Source organism: Amycolatopsis sp. cg5, assembly GCF_041346955.1.
Taxonomy (GTDB): Bacteria; Actinomycetota; Actinomycetes; order Mycobacteriales; family Pseudonocardiaceae; genus Amycolatopsis.
Window position 1 is genome coordinate 5960248 of the sequence record NZ_CP166849.1, and the last position, 16377, is coordinate 5976624.

17 protein-coding genes are annotated in these 16377 nt (G+C 69.5%); 2 read left to right on the forward strand and 15 right to left on the reverse strand.

From position 1 onward, the window contains the following. Nucleotides 1-56: 56 nt before the first annotated feature. The 11 genes from coaBC to pyrR all read right to left on the reverse strand — a co-directional run bounded on the left by coaBC (nucleotide 57) and on the right by pyrR (nucleotide 11268). Entirely contained in the window at nucleotides 57-1277 is a 1221-nt protein-coding gene (gene coaBC, locus AB5J62_RS26430) for a bifunctional phosphopantothenoylcysteine decarboxylase/phosphopantothenate--cysteine ligase CoaBC (RefSeq protein WP_370942624.1), read from the reverse strand. Then, nucleotides 1270-1542 (reverse strand): DNA-directed RNA polymerase subunit omega, encoded by a 273-nt coding sequence (gene rpoZ, locus AB5J62_RS26435; RefSeq protein ID WP_370942625.1) that lies wholly within the window; start codon nucleotides 1540-1542, stop codon nucleotides 1270-1272. The genes coaBC and rpoZ overlap by 8 nt, the downstream gene beginning before the upstream one ends. Nucleotides 1543-1565: 23 nt before the next feature. After that, on the reverse strand, nucleotides 1566-2138 hold the full coding sequence (gene gmk / locus AB5J62_RS26440) for a guanylate kinase (RefSeq protein WP_370942626.1): 573 nt from the start codon (nucleotides 2136-2138) through the stop codon (nucleotides 1566-1568). Nucleotides 2139-2167: 29 nt separating this feature from the next. Then, nucleotides 2168-2485, reverse strand: a complete 318-nt coding sequence (gene mihF, locus AB5J62_RS26445) for an integration host factor, actinobacterial type (RefSeq protein ID WP_091292463.1) — start codon at nucleotides 2483-2485, stop codon at nucleotides 2168-2170. Nucleotides 2486-2661: 176 nt separating this feature from the next. Beyond that, nucleotides 2662-3492, reverse strand: a complete 831-nt coding sequence (gene pyrF / locus AB5J62_RS26450; protein ID WP_370942627.1) for an orotidine-5'-phosphate decarboxylase — start codon at nucleotides 3490-3492, stop codon at nucleotides 2662-2664. Nucleotides 3493-3517: 25 nt separating this feature from the next. Then, nucleotides 3518-6832 (reverse strand): carbamoyl-phosphate synthase large subunit, encoded by a 3315-nt coding sequence (gene carB / locus AB5J62_RS26455; RefSeq protein ID WP_370942628.1) that lies wholly within the window; start codon nucleotides 6830-6832, stop codon nucleotides 3518-3520. After that, nucleotides 6833-7954 carry a glutamine-hydrolyzing carbamoyl-phosphate synthase small subunit gene (gene carA / locus AB5J62_RS26460; RefSeq protein ID WP_370942629.1) on the reverse strand — a complete coding sequence of 374 codons (1122 nt, stop codon included), beginning with the start codon at nucleotides 7952-7954 and terminating at the stop codon, nucleotides 6833-6835. After that, nucleotides 7951-8448: a transporter gene (locus tag AB5J62_RS26465; protein ID WP_370942630.1), complete on the reverse strand. Its 498-nt coding sequence runs from the start codon at nucleotides 8446-8448 to the stop codon at nucleotides 7951-7953. Before AB5J62_RS26465 ends, carA begins: the two co-directional genes overlap by 4 nt. After that, the gene (locus AB5J62_RS26470; RefSeq protein WP_370942631.1) at nucleotides 8448-9734 is read right to left on the reverse strand and encodes a dihydroorotase; all 1287 of its coding nucleotides are present in this window, start codon (nucleotides 9732-9734) and stop codon (nucleotides 8448-8450) included. The genes AB5J62_RS26465 and AB5J62_RS26470 overlap by 1 nt, the downstream gene beginning before the upstream one ends. Further along, entirely contained in the window at nucleotides 9731-10663 is a 933-nt protein-coding gene (locus AB5J62_RS26475) for an aspartate carbamoyltransferase catalytic subunit (RefSeq protein WP_370942632.1), read from the reverse strand. The genes AB5J62_RS26470 and AB5J62_RS26475 overlap by 4 nt, the downstream gene beginning before the upstream one ends. After that, nucleotides 10660-11268, reverse strand: coding sequence for a bifunctional pyr operon transcriptional regulator/uracil phosphoribosyltransferase PyrR (pyrR, locus tag AB5J62_RS26480; RefSeq protein WP_370942633.1), 609 nt, complete (start codon nucleotides 11266-11268; stop codon nucleotides 10660-10662). The genes AB5J62_RS26475 and pyrR overlap by 4 nt, the downstream gene beginning before the upstream one ends. Nucleotides 11269-11527: 259 nt before the next feature. Here pyrR and AB5J62_RS26485 point away from each other — a divergent pair, with 259 nt between their 5' ends. Then, nucleotides 11528-12016, forward strand: a complete 489-nt coding sequence (locus tag AB5J62_RS26485) for a transcriptional regulator (protein ID WP_003096372.1) — start codon at nucleotides 11528-11530, stop codon at nucleotides 12014-12016. Nucleotides 12017-12115: 99 nt separating this feature from the next. On the opposite strand, the gene nusB is transcribed toward AB5J62_RS26485, so the two are convergent. Genes nusB through AB5J62_RS26500 form a run of 3 tightly spaced genes read right to left on the reverse strand, consistent with a single transcriptional unit; the run spans nucleotide 12116 to nucleotide 14269 of the window. After that, complete coding sequence (gene nusB, locus AB5J62_RS26490) at nucleotides 12116-12580, reverse strand: transcription antitermination factor NusB (protein ID WP_370942634.1); 465 nt, start codon at nucleotides 12578-12580, stop codon at nucleotides 12116-12118. After that, nucleotides 12580-13143, reverse strand: a complete 564-nt coding sequence (gene efp, locus AB5J62_RS26495; protein ID WP_370942635.1) for an elongation factor P — start codon at nucleotides 13141-13143, stop codon at nucleotides 12580-12582. Before efp ends, nusB begins: the two co-directional genes overlap by 1 nt. 34 nt (nucleotides 13144-13177) lie before the next feature. Next, nucleotides 13178-14269: a M24 family metallopeptidase gene (locus tag AB5J62_RS26500; RefSeq protein ID WP_370942636.1), complete on the reverse strand. Its 1092-nt coding sequence runs from the start codon at nucleotides 14267-14269 to the stop codon at nucleotides 13178-13180. A gap of 171 nt (nucleotides 14270-14440) precedes the next feature. Here AB5J62_RS26500 and AB5J62_RS26505 point away from each other — a divergent pair, with 171 nt between their 5' ends. After that, a complete protein-coding gene (locus tag AB5J62_RS26505; protein WP_370942637.1) occupies nucleotides 14441-14905 on the forward strand; it encodes a B-4DMT family transporter in 465 nt (154 codons plus the stop codon). Here AB5J62_RS26505 and AB5J62_RS26510 read toward each other — a convergent pair. Further along, the gene (locus AB5J62_RS26510) at nucleotides 14875-16374 is read right to left on the reverse strand and encodes a beta-xylosidase (RefSeq protein WP_370942638.1); all 1500 of its coding nucleotides are present in this window, start codon (nucleotides 16372-16374) and stop codon (nucleotides 14875-14877) included. The genes AB5J62_RS26505 and AB5J62_RS26510 overlap by 31 nt on opposite strands. Between the last annotated feature and the right edge of the window lie 3 nt (nucleotides 16375-16377).

The window sequence follows — 16377 nt, forward strand, 5'->3', positions numbered from 1 at the left end:
CCTCTTCGTCGTCTTCTTTAACCCCATCAGGGTACTGATCGCGGCTAAAGCCACACTCAACGCTTGAGCAAGCCCACAACGGCGTCCCACACTGCGACACTCAGTTGAGATTTCGAGCCAAATGGGATAGAGCGCTCGGTCCCGTCCGAGGCGAGCAGCCAGCCCGCGTTGTCCTCCACCTCGAACGCCTTGCCGTCGCCGACGGCGTTGACGACCAGCAGGTCACAGCCTTTGCGGCGCAGTTTGGCCCGCGCGTGGTCGAGCACGGAGCCGTGCTCGTCGCCGGTCTCCGCGGCGAACCCGACCACGATCTGGCCCGGTGCCCTGTCCGTCACCAGCTCGGCGAGGATGTCGGCGTTGCGGTCCAGCGTGATGACCGGGTCCGGCTGGTCGTCGGACTTCTTGATCTTGGCGCCCGCCACGTTCGCCGGGCGGAAGTCGGCCACCGCGGCGGCCATCACGACGATCTCCGCCGGCTTCGCGGCCTCGTGCATGGCGACGCGCAGCTGCTCCGCCGTCGACACCTTGACGACCGTGACACCGGCTGGTTCGGGCATTTCGACCGTGTGCGCGGCGACCAGGGTGACTTCGGCGCCACGCTGGGCGGCGACACGGGCCAGCGCGTAACCCTGCTTGCCCGACGAACGGTTGCCCAGGTAGCGCACGGGGTCGAGCGGCTCGCGCGTGCCACCGGCCGAAATCGCCACGCGGACGCCTTCGAGGTCGCGGGGCAGCGCGCGGGGCTCGGCCAGCAGCAGCTTGGCCAGGTCGACGATCTCCTGGGGATCCGCCAGCCTGCCCTTGCCCGTGTCCTTGCCGGTCAGGCGACCGGCGGCGGGCTCGGTGACGACGGCGCCGCGTTTACGCAGCAGCGCGACGTTGTCCTGGGTAGCCGGGTGTTCCCACATCTCGGTATGCATCGCCGGGAAGAACGCGACCGGGCACCGGGCGGTGAGCAGGGTGTTGGTCAGCAGATCGTCGGCGATGCCGTGCGCCGCCTTCGCCAGCAGATTGGCCGTGGCGGGCACGATGAGCACGAGGTCGGCTTCCTTGCCGACGCGCACGTGCTGCACTTCGGGCACCTCGGTGAACACGCCGGTGTGCACCGGGTGCCCGGACAGTGCTTCGAAGGTCGCCGCGCCGACGAAGTTCAGCGCGGCCTCCGTGGGGACCACGCGGACGTCGTGACCGGATTCGGTCAGCCCGCGCAGCACCTCACACGCTTTGTAGGCGGCGATACCGCCACCCACGCCGAGTACGACTCGGGGCTTACTCACCCTCGGTGTGCTCGAGCAGTCCGGCGTGGATCTCGCGCAGCGCGATCGACAGCGGCTTCTCGCGCGGGCCCGGCTCGACCAGCGGACCGACGTACTCCAGCAGGCCTTCGCCGAGCTGGGCGTAGTAGTCGTTGATCTGACGGGCGCGCTTGGCCGCGTAGATCGCCAGCGCGTACTTGGAGCTGACCTTCTCGAGCAGGTCGTCGATCGGCGGGTTGGTGATGCCTTCAAGTTCCTCGCCGTAGGCACCCAGCGTCGTGGTCACTCGCGCAGCTCCTGAAATCTGTGTCAAGAATCTTTACCGACAATCAAGTCTAGCAACTGCTCGGCGGCGGTCCTCACCTCGGCGTTCACGAGGCGTTCGTCGAACTCCCCCGCCGCGGCCAGTTCCCGCTCCGCCTCGGCCAGGCGCGCCTGCACGGCGGCCTCCGCTTCGGTGCCGCGGCCGGTCAGCCTGCCGACCAGTTCCTCCCAGGACGGCGGCATCAGCATGACCAGCCTGGCCTGGGGCATCGCGGCCCTGACCTGCCTGGCGCCCTGGAGTTCGATCTCCAGCACGGCCGGGCGGCCTTCGGCCAGCGCCCGCTCCACCGCGGCACGCGGGGTGCCGTAGCAGTTCCCGGTGAACTCGGCGTGCTCGAGCAGCTCGCCCTTGGCCACCATCGCGTCGAAGGCGGCCCGGTCGATGAAGTGGTAGTGCACGCCGTCCACTTCACCCGGCCTCGGCTTCCTGGTGGTCACCGAGACGCTGTAGAAGATGTCCGGCCGCAGGCGCCGCAGTTCACCGACGACGCTCGACTTCCCGACACCCGACGGCCCTGATACGACCGTGAGCCGGTGCCGGGGGAAATCCCCCGTCACCGGCTCACCGCTGCCGTTTGCCCGGCTGTTCACTCGCCGCTGAACTCGGCCAGCAGCGCCTTGCGCTGCCGGTCGCCGAGGCCGCGGAGACGACGGCTGGGTGCGATCTCCAGGCGTTCCATGGTCTGCTGAGCGCGGACCTTGCCGACACCGGGAAGAGCTTCGAGCAGAGCGGAGACCTTCATCTTGCCGAGAACCTCGTTCTCGGCAGCGTCCTCCAGCACCTTGACCAGAGTGGTGCCGCCTCGCTTCAGGCGCTCCTTCAGCTCCGCACGGATCTTCCGAGCGGCAGCGGCCTTCTCCAGTGCCGCAGCACGCTGTTCCTCTGTCAGCTGGGGAAGTGCCACGTTTTCCTCCGGTAGTTCTCAAATCTGGGTGGGTGACGCGACGGTACCCACCCGCGACCTTCCGCCACAATGTGGGGGTGGCTGGTAACAGCCGATTCCCAGACCTGCTATTGGCCGTTTTCCAGGGGTTGTTCATCCAGCGGACAACGGCAGCCAACACCGCCGCCAGCCGCCGTTCACCCCAGTGGCCGCAGCGAGTCACGGGTGCGGCGCACCGCGTCACGCAGCTTCGCCGGGTCCGGACCGTACTTGAGGATGTCCCGTGACGAGGCCGCGAGCACGCCTTTCAGGTCGTCGCCGAAGAGCTTCCTGAGGTCGTCCGCCGTGGCGCCCTGCGTGCCGAAGCCGGGCGCGAGCACCGGCCCGTTCAAGGCCCCCAGATCGAGTTCTCCGGCCCCGATGGTCGCGCCGACGACAACACCCACGTCGCCGTACGGGGAGGCGCCCTCGTTGCACTCAGCGGCCGCGTCGACGATTCCTTGGGCAACGGTCTTTCCGTTGGGCAGCAACGCGTTCTGCAACGCGTGAGCCTCCGGATTGGACGTTCGCGCGAGCACGAACACGCCGCGCCCGTTTGCCCGCGCGGTGTCGATCGCGGGCTTGAGCGAGCCGAAACCGAGGTACGGCGAGACGGTGATCGCGTCGGCCGTGAGCGCCGTCTGACCGGCCACGTAAGCGGCCGTGTAGGCGCCCATAGTCGACCCGATATCACCGCGTTTGACGTCCAGCAGCACGAGCGCCCCGGCGGCCTGGGCGGTCTCGATCACCCGCTCCAGAACGGCGATCCCCGGGGCTCCGAAAGCCTCGAAGAACGCCGACTGGGGCTTGATGATCGCGGTCTCCGCGGCCAGGATTTCGGTCGCTCCCAGCGAGAAACGCTCTAGGCCGGATGGGTCGACGGGGAGCCCCCACGCCTCGATCAGCCCCGGATGCGGGTCGATCCCGGCGCACAGCGGGCCGCGCGCGGCCACCGCGTCGGCCAGCCGTTTTCCGAACTTTTCACTCACTTGGCCCAGCCCTCTCGGAGGTTCTTCACGACTTCGCGCGCAGCGCGGCCTGCAGGTGCTGCAGCGAGCGCACCCCGATGTCGCCCCTGATCAGCGCCTCGATGCCGTGCACGGCGGCCGCGGCGCCCTGGATCGTGGTGATGCAGGGGATGTCGCGGGCGACGGCGGCGGTGCGGATCTCGTAGCCGTCGATACGCGGGCCGCTGTTGCCGTACGGGGTGTTGATGACCATGTCGACGCCGCCGTCGCGGATCAGCTCCACGACGTTGGGCTCGGTCTCGGTGCTGCCCTCGAAGTGCTTGCGCACGACGGTGCACGGGATTCCGTTGCGGCGCAGCACTTCCCCGGTGCCGGACGTGGCGAGGATCTCAAAACCGAGGTCCGCCAGGCGCTTCACCGGGAACACCAGCGAGCGCTTGTCGCGGTTCGCCACCGAGACGAAGACCTTTCCGCTCAGCGGCAGCGATCCGTACGCGCCCGCCTGCGACTTGGCGAAGGCCTTGCCGAAGGACACGTCGACGCCCATCACCTCGCCCGTGGACTTCATCTCCGGGCTGAGCAGCGAGTCGACGCCGTGGCCTTCCGGCGTGCGGAAGCGGTGGAACGGCAGCACGGCCTCCTTGACCGCGACCGGCGAGTCGGCAGGCATGTGGCCGCCGTCCCCTTCAGCGGGCAGCACACCGGAGGCGCGCAGGTCCTTGATGCTGGTGCCGGTCATGATCAGCGCCGCCGCCTTGGCGAGCGGCACGGCCGTCGCCTTGGACACGAACGGCACCGTCCGCGACGCGCGCGGGTTGGCTTCGAGCACGTAGAGGACGTCGTCCTTGAGCGCGTACTGCACGTTCAGCAGCCCGCGCACGCCGACGCCGCGTGCGATCGCCTCGGTCGAACGGCGGACCGCGTCCAGGTCCGTCCGGCCGAGCGTGATCGGCGGGAGGGCGCAGGACGAGTCGCCGGAGTGGATCCCGGCCTCCTCGATGTGCTCCATCACGCCGCCGAGGAACAGCTCTTCGCCGTCGAACAGCGCGTCGACGTCGATCTCGATGGCGTCGTCGAGGAACCGGTCGACGAGGACCGGGTGCTCCGGCGAGACGTCGGTGGCGCGCTTGATGTAGCCCGCGAGCGACTCTTCGTCGTACACGATCTCCATGCCGCGGCCGCCGAGCACGTACGAGGGCCGCACGAGCACCGGGTAGCCGATGCGGTCGGCGATGCGCTTGGCGCCGTCGAACGAGGTCGCGGTGCCGTACTTCGGCGCGGGCAGGCCGGCGTCGGTGAGCACCTCGCCGAACGCGCCGCGGTCCTCGGCCAGGTGGATGGCCTCCGGCGGGGTGCCGACCACCGGGACGCCCGCGTCGGCGAGGCGCTGGGCCAGCCCGAGCGGGGTCTGGCCGCCGAGCTGGACGATGACACCGGCGACCGTGCCGGACTCCTGCTCGGCGTGCACGACCTCGAGCACGTCCTCGAAGGAGAGCGGCTCGAAGTAGAGACGGTCGGAAGTGTCGTAGTCGGTCGATACGGTCTCGGGGTTGCAGTTGACCATCACGGCTTCGAGTCCGGCCTCGCGCAGCGCGAGTGCGGCGTGCACGCACGAGTAGTCGAACTCGATGCCCTGCCCGATGCGGTTCGGGCCCGAACCGAGGATGAGGACCTTGGGCTTTTCCGTCTGCTTCGCGACCTCGGACTCGGCCGCGGGGTCGGTTTCGTATGCCGAATAGTGGTACGGCGTCTTGGCCGCGAACTCGGCGGCGCAGGTGTCGACGGTCTTGAACACCGGCCGGACGCCGAGCCGGTGCCGCAGCGCGCGGACGCCGTCCTCGCCTGCCAGCTCCGGGCGCAGCGCGGCGATCTGCCGGTCGGACAGGCCGGTGCGCTTGGCGCGCCGCAGCAGCGGCTCGTCGAGCACGGGCGCGTCGCGGACCTCGGTGCCGACCTCGAGGATCAACGCGATCTGGTCGATGAACCACGGGTCGATGCCGCTGGCCTGGTGTACCTCTTCGACGGTCGCGCCGAGCCGCAGCGCGCGCTCGACCTCGTAGAGACGGCCCTCGTGCGGGACACGCAGCGCTTCGAGGGTGTTCTCGCGCGTCGCGCCCGCCGGGTCAGGCTGGGTCCAGAAGCCGGTCGCCTTGGTGTCGATCGACCGCATGGCCTTGCCGAGCGCTTCGGGGAAGCTGCGGCCGAAGGACATGGCCTCGCCGACGCTCTTCATGGTCGTGGTCAGCGTCGGGTCGGCGCCGGGGAACTTCTCGAAGGCGAACCGCGGCACCTTGACGACCACGTAGTCGAGCGTCGGCTCGAACGCGGCCGGGGTCTCGCCGGTGATGTCGTTGGTGATCTCGTCGAGCGTGTAGCCGATGGCGAGCTTCGCGGCGATCTTGGCGATCGGGAAGCCGGTGGCCTTCGAAGCCAGCGCGCTGGACCGCGACACGCGCGGGTTCATCTCGATGACGACCATCCGGCCGTCACGCGGGTTGATGGCGAACTGGATGTTGCAGCCGCCGGTGTCGACGCCGACCGCGCGCAGCACGTCGATGCCGACGTCGCGCATGACCTGGAACTCGCGGTCGGTGAGCGTCATGGTCGGCGCGACCGTGACCGAGTCACCGGTGTGCACACCCATGGCGTCGATGTTCTCGATCGAGCAGACGACGACCACGTTGTCGTGCTTGTCGCGCATCAGCTCGAGCTCGTACTCCTTCCAGCCGAGCACGCTCTCCTCGATGAGCACCTCGGTGACCGGGGACTCGGTGAGCCCGGTCGACGCGAGCCGCTCCAGCTCGTCGTGCGTGAACGCCAGGCCGGAGCCGAGGCCGCCCATGGTGAACGACGGCCGGATGACCACCGGCAGGCCGAGCTCGGCGACGGTCGAGCGGACCTCGTCCATGGTGTTGCAGACGCGGCTGCGCGGGGTCTCGGCGCCGATGTCGGCGACGATGTTCTTGAACTTCTGCCGGTCCTCGCCGCGCTGGATGGCGTCGATGTCGGCGCCGATCAGCTCGACGCCGTACTTGTCGAGCACGCCGCGCTCGTGCAGCGCGACGGCGCAGTTCAGCGCGGTCTGCCCGCCGAGGGTCGCCAGGATCGCGTCGGGGCGCTCCTCGGCGATGACCTTCTCGACGAAGTCCGGGGTGACCGGCTCGATGTAGGTGGCGTCGGCGAACTCCGGGTCGGTCATGATCGTGGCCGGGTTGGAGTTGACCAGGCTGACCCGCAGGCCTTCTTCACGCAGCACGCGGCAGGCCTGGGTGCCGGAGTAGTCGAATTCGGCGGCCTGCCCGATCACGATCGGGCCGGAGCCGATGACGAGCACGTGCTCGATGTCAGTCCTTTTTGGCATTTACTTGGCCTTCTCCATCAAGCTGGTGAACTCGTCGAACAGCGGCGCCGCGTCGTGCGGGCCCGCGGCCGCTTCGGGGTGGTACTGCACCGAGAACGCGGGCACGTCGGCGGCACGCAGGCCTTCGACACAGCCGTCGTTCGGGCAGTAGTGGCTGACCTGGGCCGAGCCGAACGGGGTGTCGAACGGCTTGCCGGGCTCGCCTTCGAGCGCGAACCCGTGGTTCTGCGCGGTGATCGCGACGCGGCCGGTCGCCACGTCGATGACCGGGATGTTCACGCCGCGGTGGCCGTAGCGCATCTTGTACGTGCCCATGCCCAGCGCGCGGCCGAGGATCTGGTTGCCGAAGCAGATGCCGAACAGCGGGATCTCGCGCTGCAGCACGGCTTTCGTCAGCTCGGTCGCGTGCGCGGTGGTCGCCGGGTCGCCGGGGCCGTTGGACAGGAACACCCCGTCGGCCTCGATCGCGAGCACGTCCTCGATGGTGCTCGTGGACGGCAGGACGTGCACCTCGATGCCGCGCTGGCTCATCATGCGCGGCGTGTTCGCCTTGATGCCGAGGTCGAGCGCGGCGACCCGGTAGAGGGTTTCCCCTTGCGCGGCCACGACATACGGCTGCTTCGCGGTGACCTCACCGGCGAGGTCGGCGCCCTTCATCGGCGGGCTGGCGAGCACCTCGTCGAGCATGGCCTGGTCGTCGCGCAGCGCGTCGCCGGAGAACACGCCTGCGCGCATCGCGCCGTTCTCCCGCAGGTGCCTGGTGAGCGTGCGAGTGTCCACTTCGGAGATTCCGACGATGCCCTGGTTCGCGAGCTCGTCGTCGAGCGAGCGCACCGAGCGCCAGTTCGACGGTGTGCGCGCCGGGTCGCGGACGACGTAGCCCGCGACCCAGATGCGGTCGGACTCGTCGTCCTCGTCGTTCCAGCCGGTGTTGCCGATCTGCGGCGCGGTCTGCACCACGATCTGGCGGTGGTACGACGGGTCGGTCAGCGTCTCCTGGTAGCCGGTCATCCCGGTGCAGAACACCGCCTCGCCGAGTGTCACACCGCGGGCTCCGTAGGCCGCGCCACGGAAGACGCGGCCGTCTTCGAGTACCAGCGCGGCGGGGGTCCTGGGTGTCACTGGGCACTTCCTTCACTCTTCGCGTGGATCGCTTCGATCCACTGTGGATAGACGTCGGGGTCGCCGCGGAATCCGGTGTCCAGCGGCACGTCGCCGGCCAGCCAGGTGAGCACGAGCAGGCCGTCCATGCCCATCACCTTCCCGGCCATGGCGCCCGACCGGCGGACACCGGTGATCGCTTCGGCGGGGATCCAGAAATCCTGCGCGCCGTCGCGCTCGATCGCGACGCCCGAGTCGTAGAGCCGCCAGGCGGCGTTGGACCGCACACCCGCGCCGCGGGTGACGATCCGGTCCTGCCAGTTCCCGGCGGTGGTGGTGCTGACGTAGAGGCCGGAGTCTTCGAGCTTCGGCTCGCCGAGGTCGTCGGGGATGTCGGCGAAGACCGGCACCTGGACGCTCTGGGTGCGCGCCTTGCGCTTCCAGCCGCGCCACATAGCCCAGCAGCACAGCAGGAAGAAGGCGACGATCGCCAGCGTCAGGAGTAAGCGGTCCATCAGCCGATTTTCCCTTCCCGCGCGGTGATCCGCCCGCGCAGCAGGGTGACGGTCACCACGCCGGGCAGCCGCATTCCCTCGTACGGGGTGTTCGCGGCGATGCTGGCGAGCTCGCGGCCGCTGACCGTCCACTCCGCGTCCGGGTCGACCAGCGTGAGGTTCGCGGGCTCGCCCTCGGCCAGCGGGCGGCCGTGGTCGGTCAGCCCGCCGATCTCGGCGGGCCGTTCGCTCATCACGCGGGCGACGCCGCGCCAGTCGAGCAGTCCGGTGCGGACCATCGTCTCGGCCACGATGGACAGTGCGGTCTGCAGGCCGAGCATGCCGGGGCGGGCGGCGGACCACTCGCAGTCCTTGTCCTGCACGGCGTGCGGGGCGTGGTCGGTGGCGACGCAGTCGATGGTGCCGTCGGCCAGCGCCGCGCGCAGCTTCTCGACGTCGGACCCGGTGCGCAGCGGCGGGTTGACCTTGTTGATCGGGTCGTAGGTCTCGAGCCGATCGTCGGTGAGCAGCAGGTGGTGCGGGGTCACCTCGGCGGAGACCTGCGTGCCGCGCGCTTTCGCCCAGCGGAGTACGTCGGCGGTGCCCGAAGTGGACACGTGGCAGACGTGCAGGCGCGCCTTGGCGTGCTCGGCCAGCAGGCAGTCCCTGGCCACGATGGACTCTTCGGCCGAGGCGGGCCAGCCGGTGTAGCCCAGCCGCGACGCCCGCTCCCCCTCGTGCGCCTGCGCGCCGACGGTCAGCCGGGGTTCCTCGGCGTGCTGCGCGATGACGGCGCCGAGCGCGTTGGTGTACTCCAGCGCGCGGCGCATCAGCAGCGGGTCGGCGACGCAGAGGCCGTCGTCGGAGAAGACGCGGACGTTCGCCTTGGATTTGGCCATCGTGCCCAATTCGGCCAATTTCTCGCCCTTGAGCCCGACGGTGACCGCGCCGACCGGGTGCACGTCGACCAGACCGACCTCTTGGCCACGCTGGTACACGTGCTCGACGATCACCGCGTTGTCGGCGACCGGGTCGGTGTTGGCCATGGCGAACACGGCGGTGTACCCGCCGAGCGCGGCCGCCGCCGAGCCGGTGGCGATGGTCTCGGTGTCCTCGCGGCCGGGTTCACGCAGGTGGGTGTGCAGGTCGACGAAACCGGGCAGGAGCACCTGGCCAGCCGCCTCGATCACCTCGGCCCCGGCGTCTTCGATCGTGCCGATCCGCGCGATGACGCCGTTGTCGATGAGCACGTCGACCGGGTCGCCCTCGCCGTAGAGCCGGGCACCCTTGATCAACACGGCGGTCACGCGGCAGCTCCTTCTCCGGCCAGCAGGTGGTAGAGCACGGCCATCCGGACGTGCACCCCGTTGCGGACCTGTTCGGTGATGGCCGAGGCCGGAGAGTCGGCGACGGCGGAGGCGATCTCCATGCCACGCAGCATGGGACCGGGGTGCAGCACGACGGCGTGCTCGGGCAGCACCTTGAGACGTTTCTCGTTGAGCCCGTAGGAGATCGAGTACTCGCGGGCGGACGGGAAGAACCCGCCGTGCATCCGCTCGGCTTGGACGCGAAGCATCATGACCGCGTCGACCGTGGGCAGTTCCGCGTCCAATTCGTGCGAAACGGTGACGGGCAGGCTTTCGACACCGACCGGCAGCAGCGTCGGCGGTGCGACGAGCACCACCTCGGCGCCGAGCGCGGCCAGCAGGTGGATGTTCGAGCGGGCGACCCGGCTGTGCAGGACATCACCGACGATCGCGATGCGGCGGCCCTCGACCGAGCCGAGCCGTTCCCGCAGCGTGGCGGCGTCGAGCAGCGCCTGGGTGGGGTGCTCGTGCGTTCCGTCGCCGGCGTTGACCACGGCCGTGCCGACGTGCGAGAGCCAGCCGGCGAGGCGCTGGGCGGCGCCGGAGGCCGGGTGCCGCACGATCAGGCAGTCCGCGCCCGCCGCGGCCAGCGTCAGCGCGGTGTCGCGCAGGGACTCGCCCTTGTTGACCGAGGAGCTGGACGCCGAGACGTTGATCACGTCGGCGCTCATCCACTTGCCCGCGATCTCGAACGAAACCCTAGTGCGGGTGGAGTTCTCGTAGAACATCGAGATGACCGTGCGGCCCCGCAGCGTCGGGAGCTTGCGCACCTCACGCCCGAGCAGGGTGTGCTTCAGCTCGTCGGCGGTGTCGAGCACGGCTGTCGCGAACGCCGGGTCGAGCCCGTCGGTGGCGAGCAGGTGCTTCATTCGGTTTCTCCCTGGGGATCGCTCTGGGGATTGCTGCGCAGGAGCACGGCATCGCGGCCGTCCACTTCGGACAGCAGCACGGCGACGTCCTCGGCGCGCGAAGTGGGCACGTTCTTGCCGACGTAATCCGCCCTGATGGGCAGCTCACGATGCCCGCGGTCGACGAGGACCGCGAGCTGGACCGAACGGGGCCTGCCGATGTCCCTCAGCGCGTCGAGCGCGGCGCGAATGGTCCGGCCGGAGAACAGCACGTCGTCGACGAGCACGACGACGCGGTCCTCGATGCCGGTGGGCGGCAGCTGTGAATGTTCGAGAGCCCTGGTGGGTTTGCGACGGAGATCGTCGCGATACAGCGTCACGTCGAGCGCCCCGGTGGGCGGGCGGACGCCGGAGAATTCTTCGACGCGCTCGGCGAGCCGTTCGGCCAGCGGTGTCCCCCTGGTGGGGATACCGAGCAGAACGGGCACCGAGGCGGAAGCCGCACCGAGTGCGGTCTTCTCGATGACCTGATGGGCCATTCGGGCGATCGTGCGCGCGACATCGCCGGAGGAGAGCAGCTCCCGCTCACCGACCGGCTCCGCCGCGCCACGGGTACGTGGCGCCAAGGCGGACCTCCTTCCCCGCCTCTCTGGACGGGTCCTTAAAGGACGTCGATTCCCTGCTTGGCTAGGAAATCGCTACGACACTAGCAGCATCGGGCACTCAGCCTTACGGGTGGTGTCACTTGCATCTGCCAAAGGTCGGACGATGATCTGCTTGACCTGATGACAACAATGCGTAACCATTACTCTGAGTATTCGACTCAAGGAGTCCCCTGAGCGGTCGTCCGCCGAGCGGGGGGTTGAGGAAACGGAGAACAACCACATGGGCGATTACGCCAAGGCGCTCGGGGCCAAGCTCCGCGGGATCCGGCAGCAGCAGGGCCTGTCCCTGCACGGGGTCGAGCAGAAGTCCGGCGGGCGCTGGAAGGCCGTCGTCGTGGGCTCGTACGAGCGCGGCGACCGCGCCGTGACCGTCCAGAAGCTGGCCGAGCTGGCCGACTTCTACGGGGTGCCCGTGGTGGAGCTGCTGCCGGAGGGCCGCGTTCCGTCCGGTGCCGAGCCCGCCACCAAGATCGTCATCAACCTGGAGCGGCTCCAGCAGCTGCCCGCGGAGAAGGTCGGGCCGCTCGCGCGGTACGCGGCCACCATCCAGAGCCAGCGCGGCGACTACAACGGCAAGGTGCTCTCGATCCGGACCGAGGACCTGCGCTCGCTGGCGATCATCTACGACATGACGCCTGGGGAACTCACCGAGCAGCTGATCGACTGGGGTGTGCTGCCTCCTGAAGCCCGCCCGTCCAAAGAGGACTGAACCGCTCCCCTGCACCAGGTAGGTGGTTCGTGAGCGTTTTCGGTTTGGGGACCGAAAACGCTCACGAAACAACCGCTTCCCAGAGCTTCTTAAAGCTTGTTAAAGCACCGCTCGCAACCGGTCGGCGATCGTGCCGATGCGGCCGAGCACGCCGTTGACGAACCGCGGCGAGTCGTCCGTGGACAGTTCCTTCGCCAGCCCGACGGCCTCGTCGATCGCCACCGGGTCCGGCACGTCCTCGGCCCACAGCAGTTCCCAGACGCCGACCCGCAGCACCGCCAGGTCCACCGGCGGCATGCGGTCGATCGTCCAGCCCTGCGCGTGCTCGGCGAGCAGCTCGTCGATCGCCTCCCGCCGCGCGGTGACCCCCTCGACCAGCGAGATGGTGTAGTCCGCGATCGGGTCGACGTCGGTCGAGCCGACCCGGCCCGCGAGCAGCGTCACCGCGTCGGCGTCGCGCTGGGCGGCCTCGTACAGCATCTCGACCGCCCGCTTGCGGGCCTGGCGACGGCTGATCGGGCCGCCGCGCTGGGGGTGCTTGCCCGGCTTCGAAGAATCGGCCATCAGCTGGAAACGCGGCCGAGGTAGCGCCCGTCACGGGTGTCGACCTTGATGATCTCGCCGGTGGTCAGGAACAGCGGGACCTGGATCTCGGCGCCGGTGACCAGGATGGCCGGCTTGGTGCCGCCGGTGGAGCGGTCGCCCTGCAGGCCGGGGTCGGTGTGCTTGACCTCGATCTCGATCGAGGTCGGCAGCTCGATGTAGAGCGGGGCGCCCTCGTGCACCGCGACCTGGACCTCGGTGTTCTCCAGCAGGTAGTTGGCGTTGTCGCCGACGACCTCCTTGAGCACGGTGATCTGGTCGTAGGTCTCCAGGTCCATGAAGACGAAGTCCTCGCCCTCCTTGTAGAGGTAGGACATGTTGCGGCGGTCGACGGTCGCGGTCTCCACCTTGGTGCCGGCGTTGAACGTCTTGTCGACGACCTTGCCGGTCAGCACGTGCTTGAGGGTGGTGCGCACGAAGGCGCCGCCCTTGCCCGGCTTGACGTGCTGGAACGCGATGACGCTCCACAGCTGGTTGTCGAGCTTGAGGACCAGACCGTTCTTCAGGTCGTTGGTGGTGGCCACGGGTTGATGCTCCTGTGTGTAGTTCCGGGCCGCGTTAGACGACCACGAGTTCTTTGGTGCTCAGGGTGAGGAGTTCGGGCCTGCCGTCCCGCACGACCAGCGTGTCCTCGATGCGCACGCCACCGCGGCCGGCGAGATAGACACCGGGCTCGACGGTGACCGCCATACCGGCGGACAGTGTACCGACGCCCGTCGTGGCCAGGCTCGGTGCCTCGTGCACCTCGAGCCCGACGCCGTGGCCGAGGCCGTGCGCGAAGTGCTCGGCGTGGCCGGCGTCGGCGATCACGTCGCGCGAGGCCTTGTCCACCGCGGCGACGTCGGCGCCGGGCAGAACGGCTTCGACACCGGCCGCCTGCGAGCGGAACACGAGGTCATAGATCTCCCGCTGCCAATCGGCCGGCTCGCCGAGCACGACCATGCGGGTCATGTCCGAGTGGTAGCCGTCGACGGTGGCGCCGAAGTCGAGCTTCACGAAGTCGCCCTTGGCCAGCACGGCGCCGGTCGGGCGGTGGTGCGGGATGGCCGAGTTGGCGCCGGCGGCGACGATCGACTCGAAGGACCGGATCTCGGACCCGTGGTCGAGCATGCGGTTCTCGAGGTCCCTGGCGACCTCCTGCTCGGTACGGCCGGGACGCAGGCCGCCGTGCATGATCAGGTCGGACAGCGCGCGGTCGGCGGCTGAGCACGCCTGACGCAGCGCGTCGATCTCCTGCTCGTCCTTGACCAGCCGCAGCCGCTCGACGAGTCCGGGCGCGCGCTTGAGCTCGCCGCCGAACTTCGCGTTGAGCGTGTCGTACATCTCCACGCTGACGTGCTGGCTCTCGAAGCCGGAGCGCCCGTACTGGCCCTGTTCGCCGGCACGGGCGGCGAGCGCGAGCGCGCTGGCCCGCTCCAAGACCCGCTCGAGATCGGGGACCTGGGCGGCGGACTGGGTGGTGTAGCGGCCATCGGTGCAGAACACGGTGTGCTCGTCGCCGGCGCCGTGCACCAGCAACGCCGCGTTCGAACCGGTGAACCCGGTCAGGTAGCGGATGTTCAGCAGATCGGTGACCAGCAGCGCGTCGAGCCCGGCGTCTCGGATCAAGGCACCCAGGGCGGCGCGGCGGTGAGCATGGGTTTCAGGCACGACCTCCAGCTTAGTCCGCCGGGTACCGCCGGACTGGCCGTCGACCTGACGGGCGCACTGTGATCTCCACACCATCGATCCACACGCCCCCAGTCCATACGCCTCCAGTCCACGCGCCGTCGATCTCCACGCCATCCGACGGCGCCGGTGGGCACCGCCTACACTGCGACGATGCCAGCCTGGTTGCTCCGCGGACTCGGCATGGCCGTCCTGCACGGCGCCGCCGCGACCATTCTCGCCAAGATCGCCGTGCTGCGCCCCACCGACAGCACGGTCAGCTCGTCGATCGTCATCGCGCTGCTGATCGGGGCCGCGGCGCTGTGGAGCGCGATCGACGCGTGGCTGCGCCGCACCGACCTCGGCCGCACCTGGTTCATCGCGGCGCTGGTCGCGGGTGTGGTGTCCGCCCCGCTGACCGTCATCGGCAAGGCGGTGTTCGTCGATCAGACCGGCGCGTCCGCGCTCGGCGAGGCGCTCACCGGCGGCGCCGCGTTCACCGCGCTCATGGTCCTCATCCCGGCGGGTTTGGGCATGTTCGTCGGCGGCAGGCTGGACCCACCCGGCGCCGGCAAGAAAACCGACGAAAGCAGGCCTGCCCCGGATGATCAGCGCGCGAGCGGCGAACCCGCCGGATAGGCGTCCCACTGCGCGGTGGTGATCTCCTCGACCGGCGAGTCGTTCATCCCCGCGACATCGGCGGAACCGACCGGCCACAGCTTCCCGTCGTCGAGCACGAGACCAATCCCCCGGTCAGGCGCCCGAACGGCCTTGGCGGATGACGCCAGCCGCGCCGCGACCGGCAGTGCGTCGAACTCCGGCGGACGCCGATCCAGCACCCGCGTCGCCAGCGCACCGGCGACGGACCGCCGATCCACCCGCACGAGTTTCCCGCCGACCAGCAGATCCATCGTCCGCGAAGGCGACGGTGCGGCCAGCCCGTCGAGGATCGTCATCGCCCGTTTCCGGTCGGCGCACGCGCCGATCCCTTTCACATCGATCCCGAAGTGCTTCAAATCCGTCGGCGCTTTCGCACCGCCGATGACGGTCGCGCGCACCACGTCGAGCGGCACCCGGTCACACGGGTTCTCCGCCGACAAAGGCGCGTGGCCGTCCGCACGCCGGACGAGGCCAGGCCCCTCTTGCCAAGGTCCCTGGACGACCACCGGGCGAAACGGGTTCATCTTGAAGTCGCGGTCGAAGAAGGTGACCGTGGTGCCCTCGAAGGTCTCGTGCGCGATGGCGAAGGCATCGAGCGCCTCGACCCACATCAGGTCGGCGCTGAACCCATCGACGACCGACCGGGTGCGCGGCGCGTTCGTGCCCGACGCACGTTCGAACCCGCACTCACCGAGCGCCTCGACGCCCCTGGTGAACGCCGGATCCTGGGATCGGATGACGAACTGGCCCGCGCCGTTCCACCCGGCCGCCCGCCCCGTCGTGTCGGTGAACATCAGGTAGTACCAGCCATCGAGGAAGACCACGGACGGCTGCCCCGCGCCGTAGACGTTGTCCCGATGCACGTCACGCGCGGGCCCGAGTATCGCGCCGCCACCGTTCGCCCGCGTCCAGTTGACACCATCGGCGCTGGTGGCGAGCCCGATCGCGTTCCCGAACGCGTGATCACCGGCGGCCCCGGTGTAGTAGAGGTAGTAGGTTCCGCCGACGCGCAGCACCGACGGATCGCAGGTGTGCACCCCGTCGAACGCACCGGGATTGCCCGACAGCACGGCCTTCGGCTCGGCGAACGGCCCGTCGGCCGTCGGCGCCTCGGCGTACAGGATGTCGTCGCCCGCGGGAGCGGCCGAGCCCAGCTGGCTGCACCACCACATGCGAACCCGGCCGCCCTCGGCCATGACGGCGGGCCCGTAGTTGTAGACGGCGTCGGCCCCACCGGCCGCGACGACACCCGACGCCCGAGAGCCGTCGGTGGCGAGTTCGACGTCGGCGGCACGACCGGGCTTCCCGCCGCCGATCGCACCCTGCCTGCCGCCCTCGGCGAGCGGTTGAGCCGTCTCACCGCTACAGCCCGCGACCAAAGCGACCGCGCTCAGAACGATCACCGGTACGACCGTGACTCGCCGTCCCCCACGACGAAACAACCTCATGAT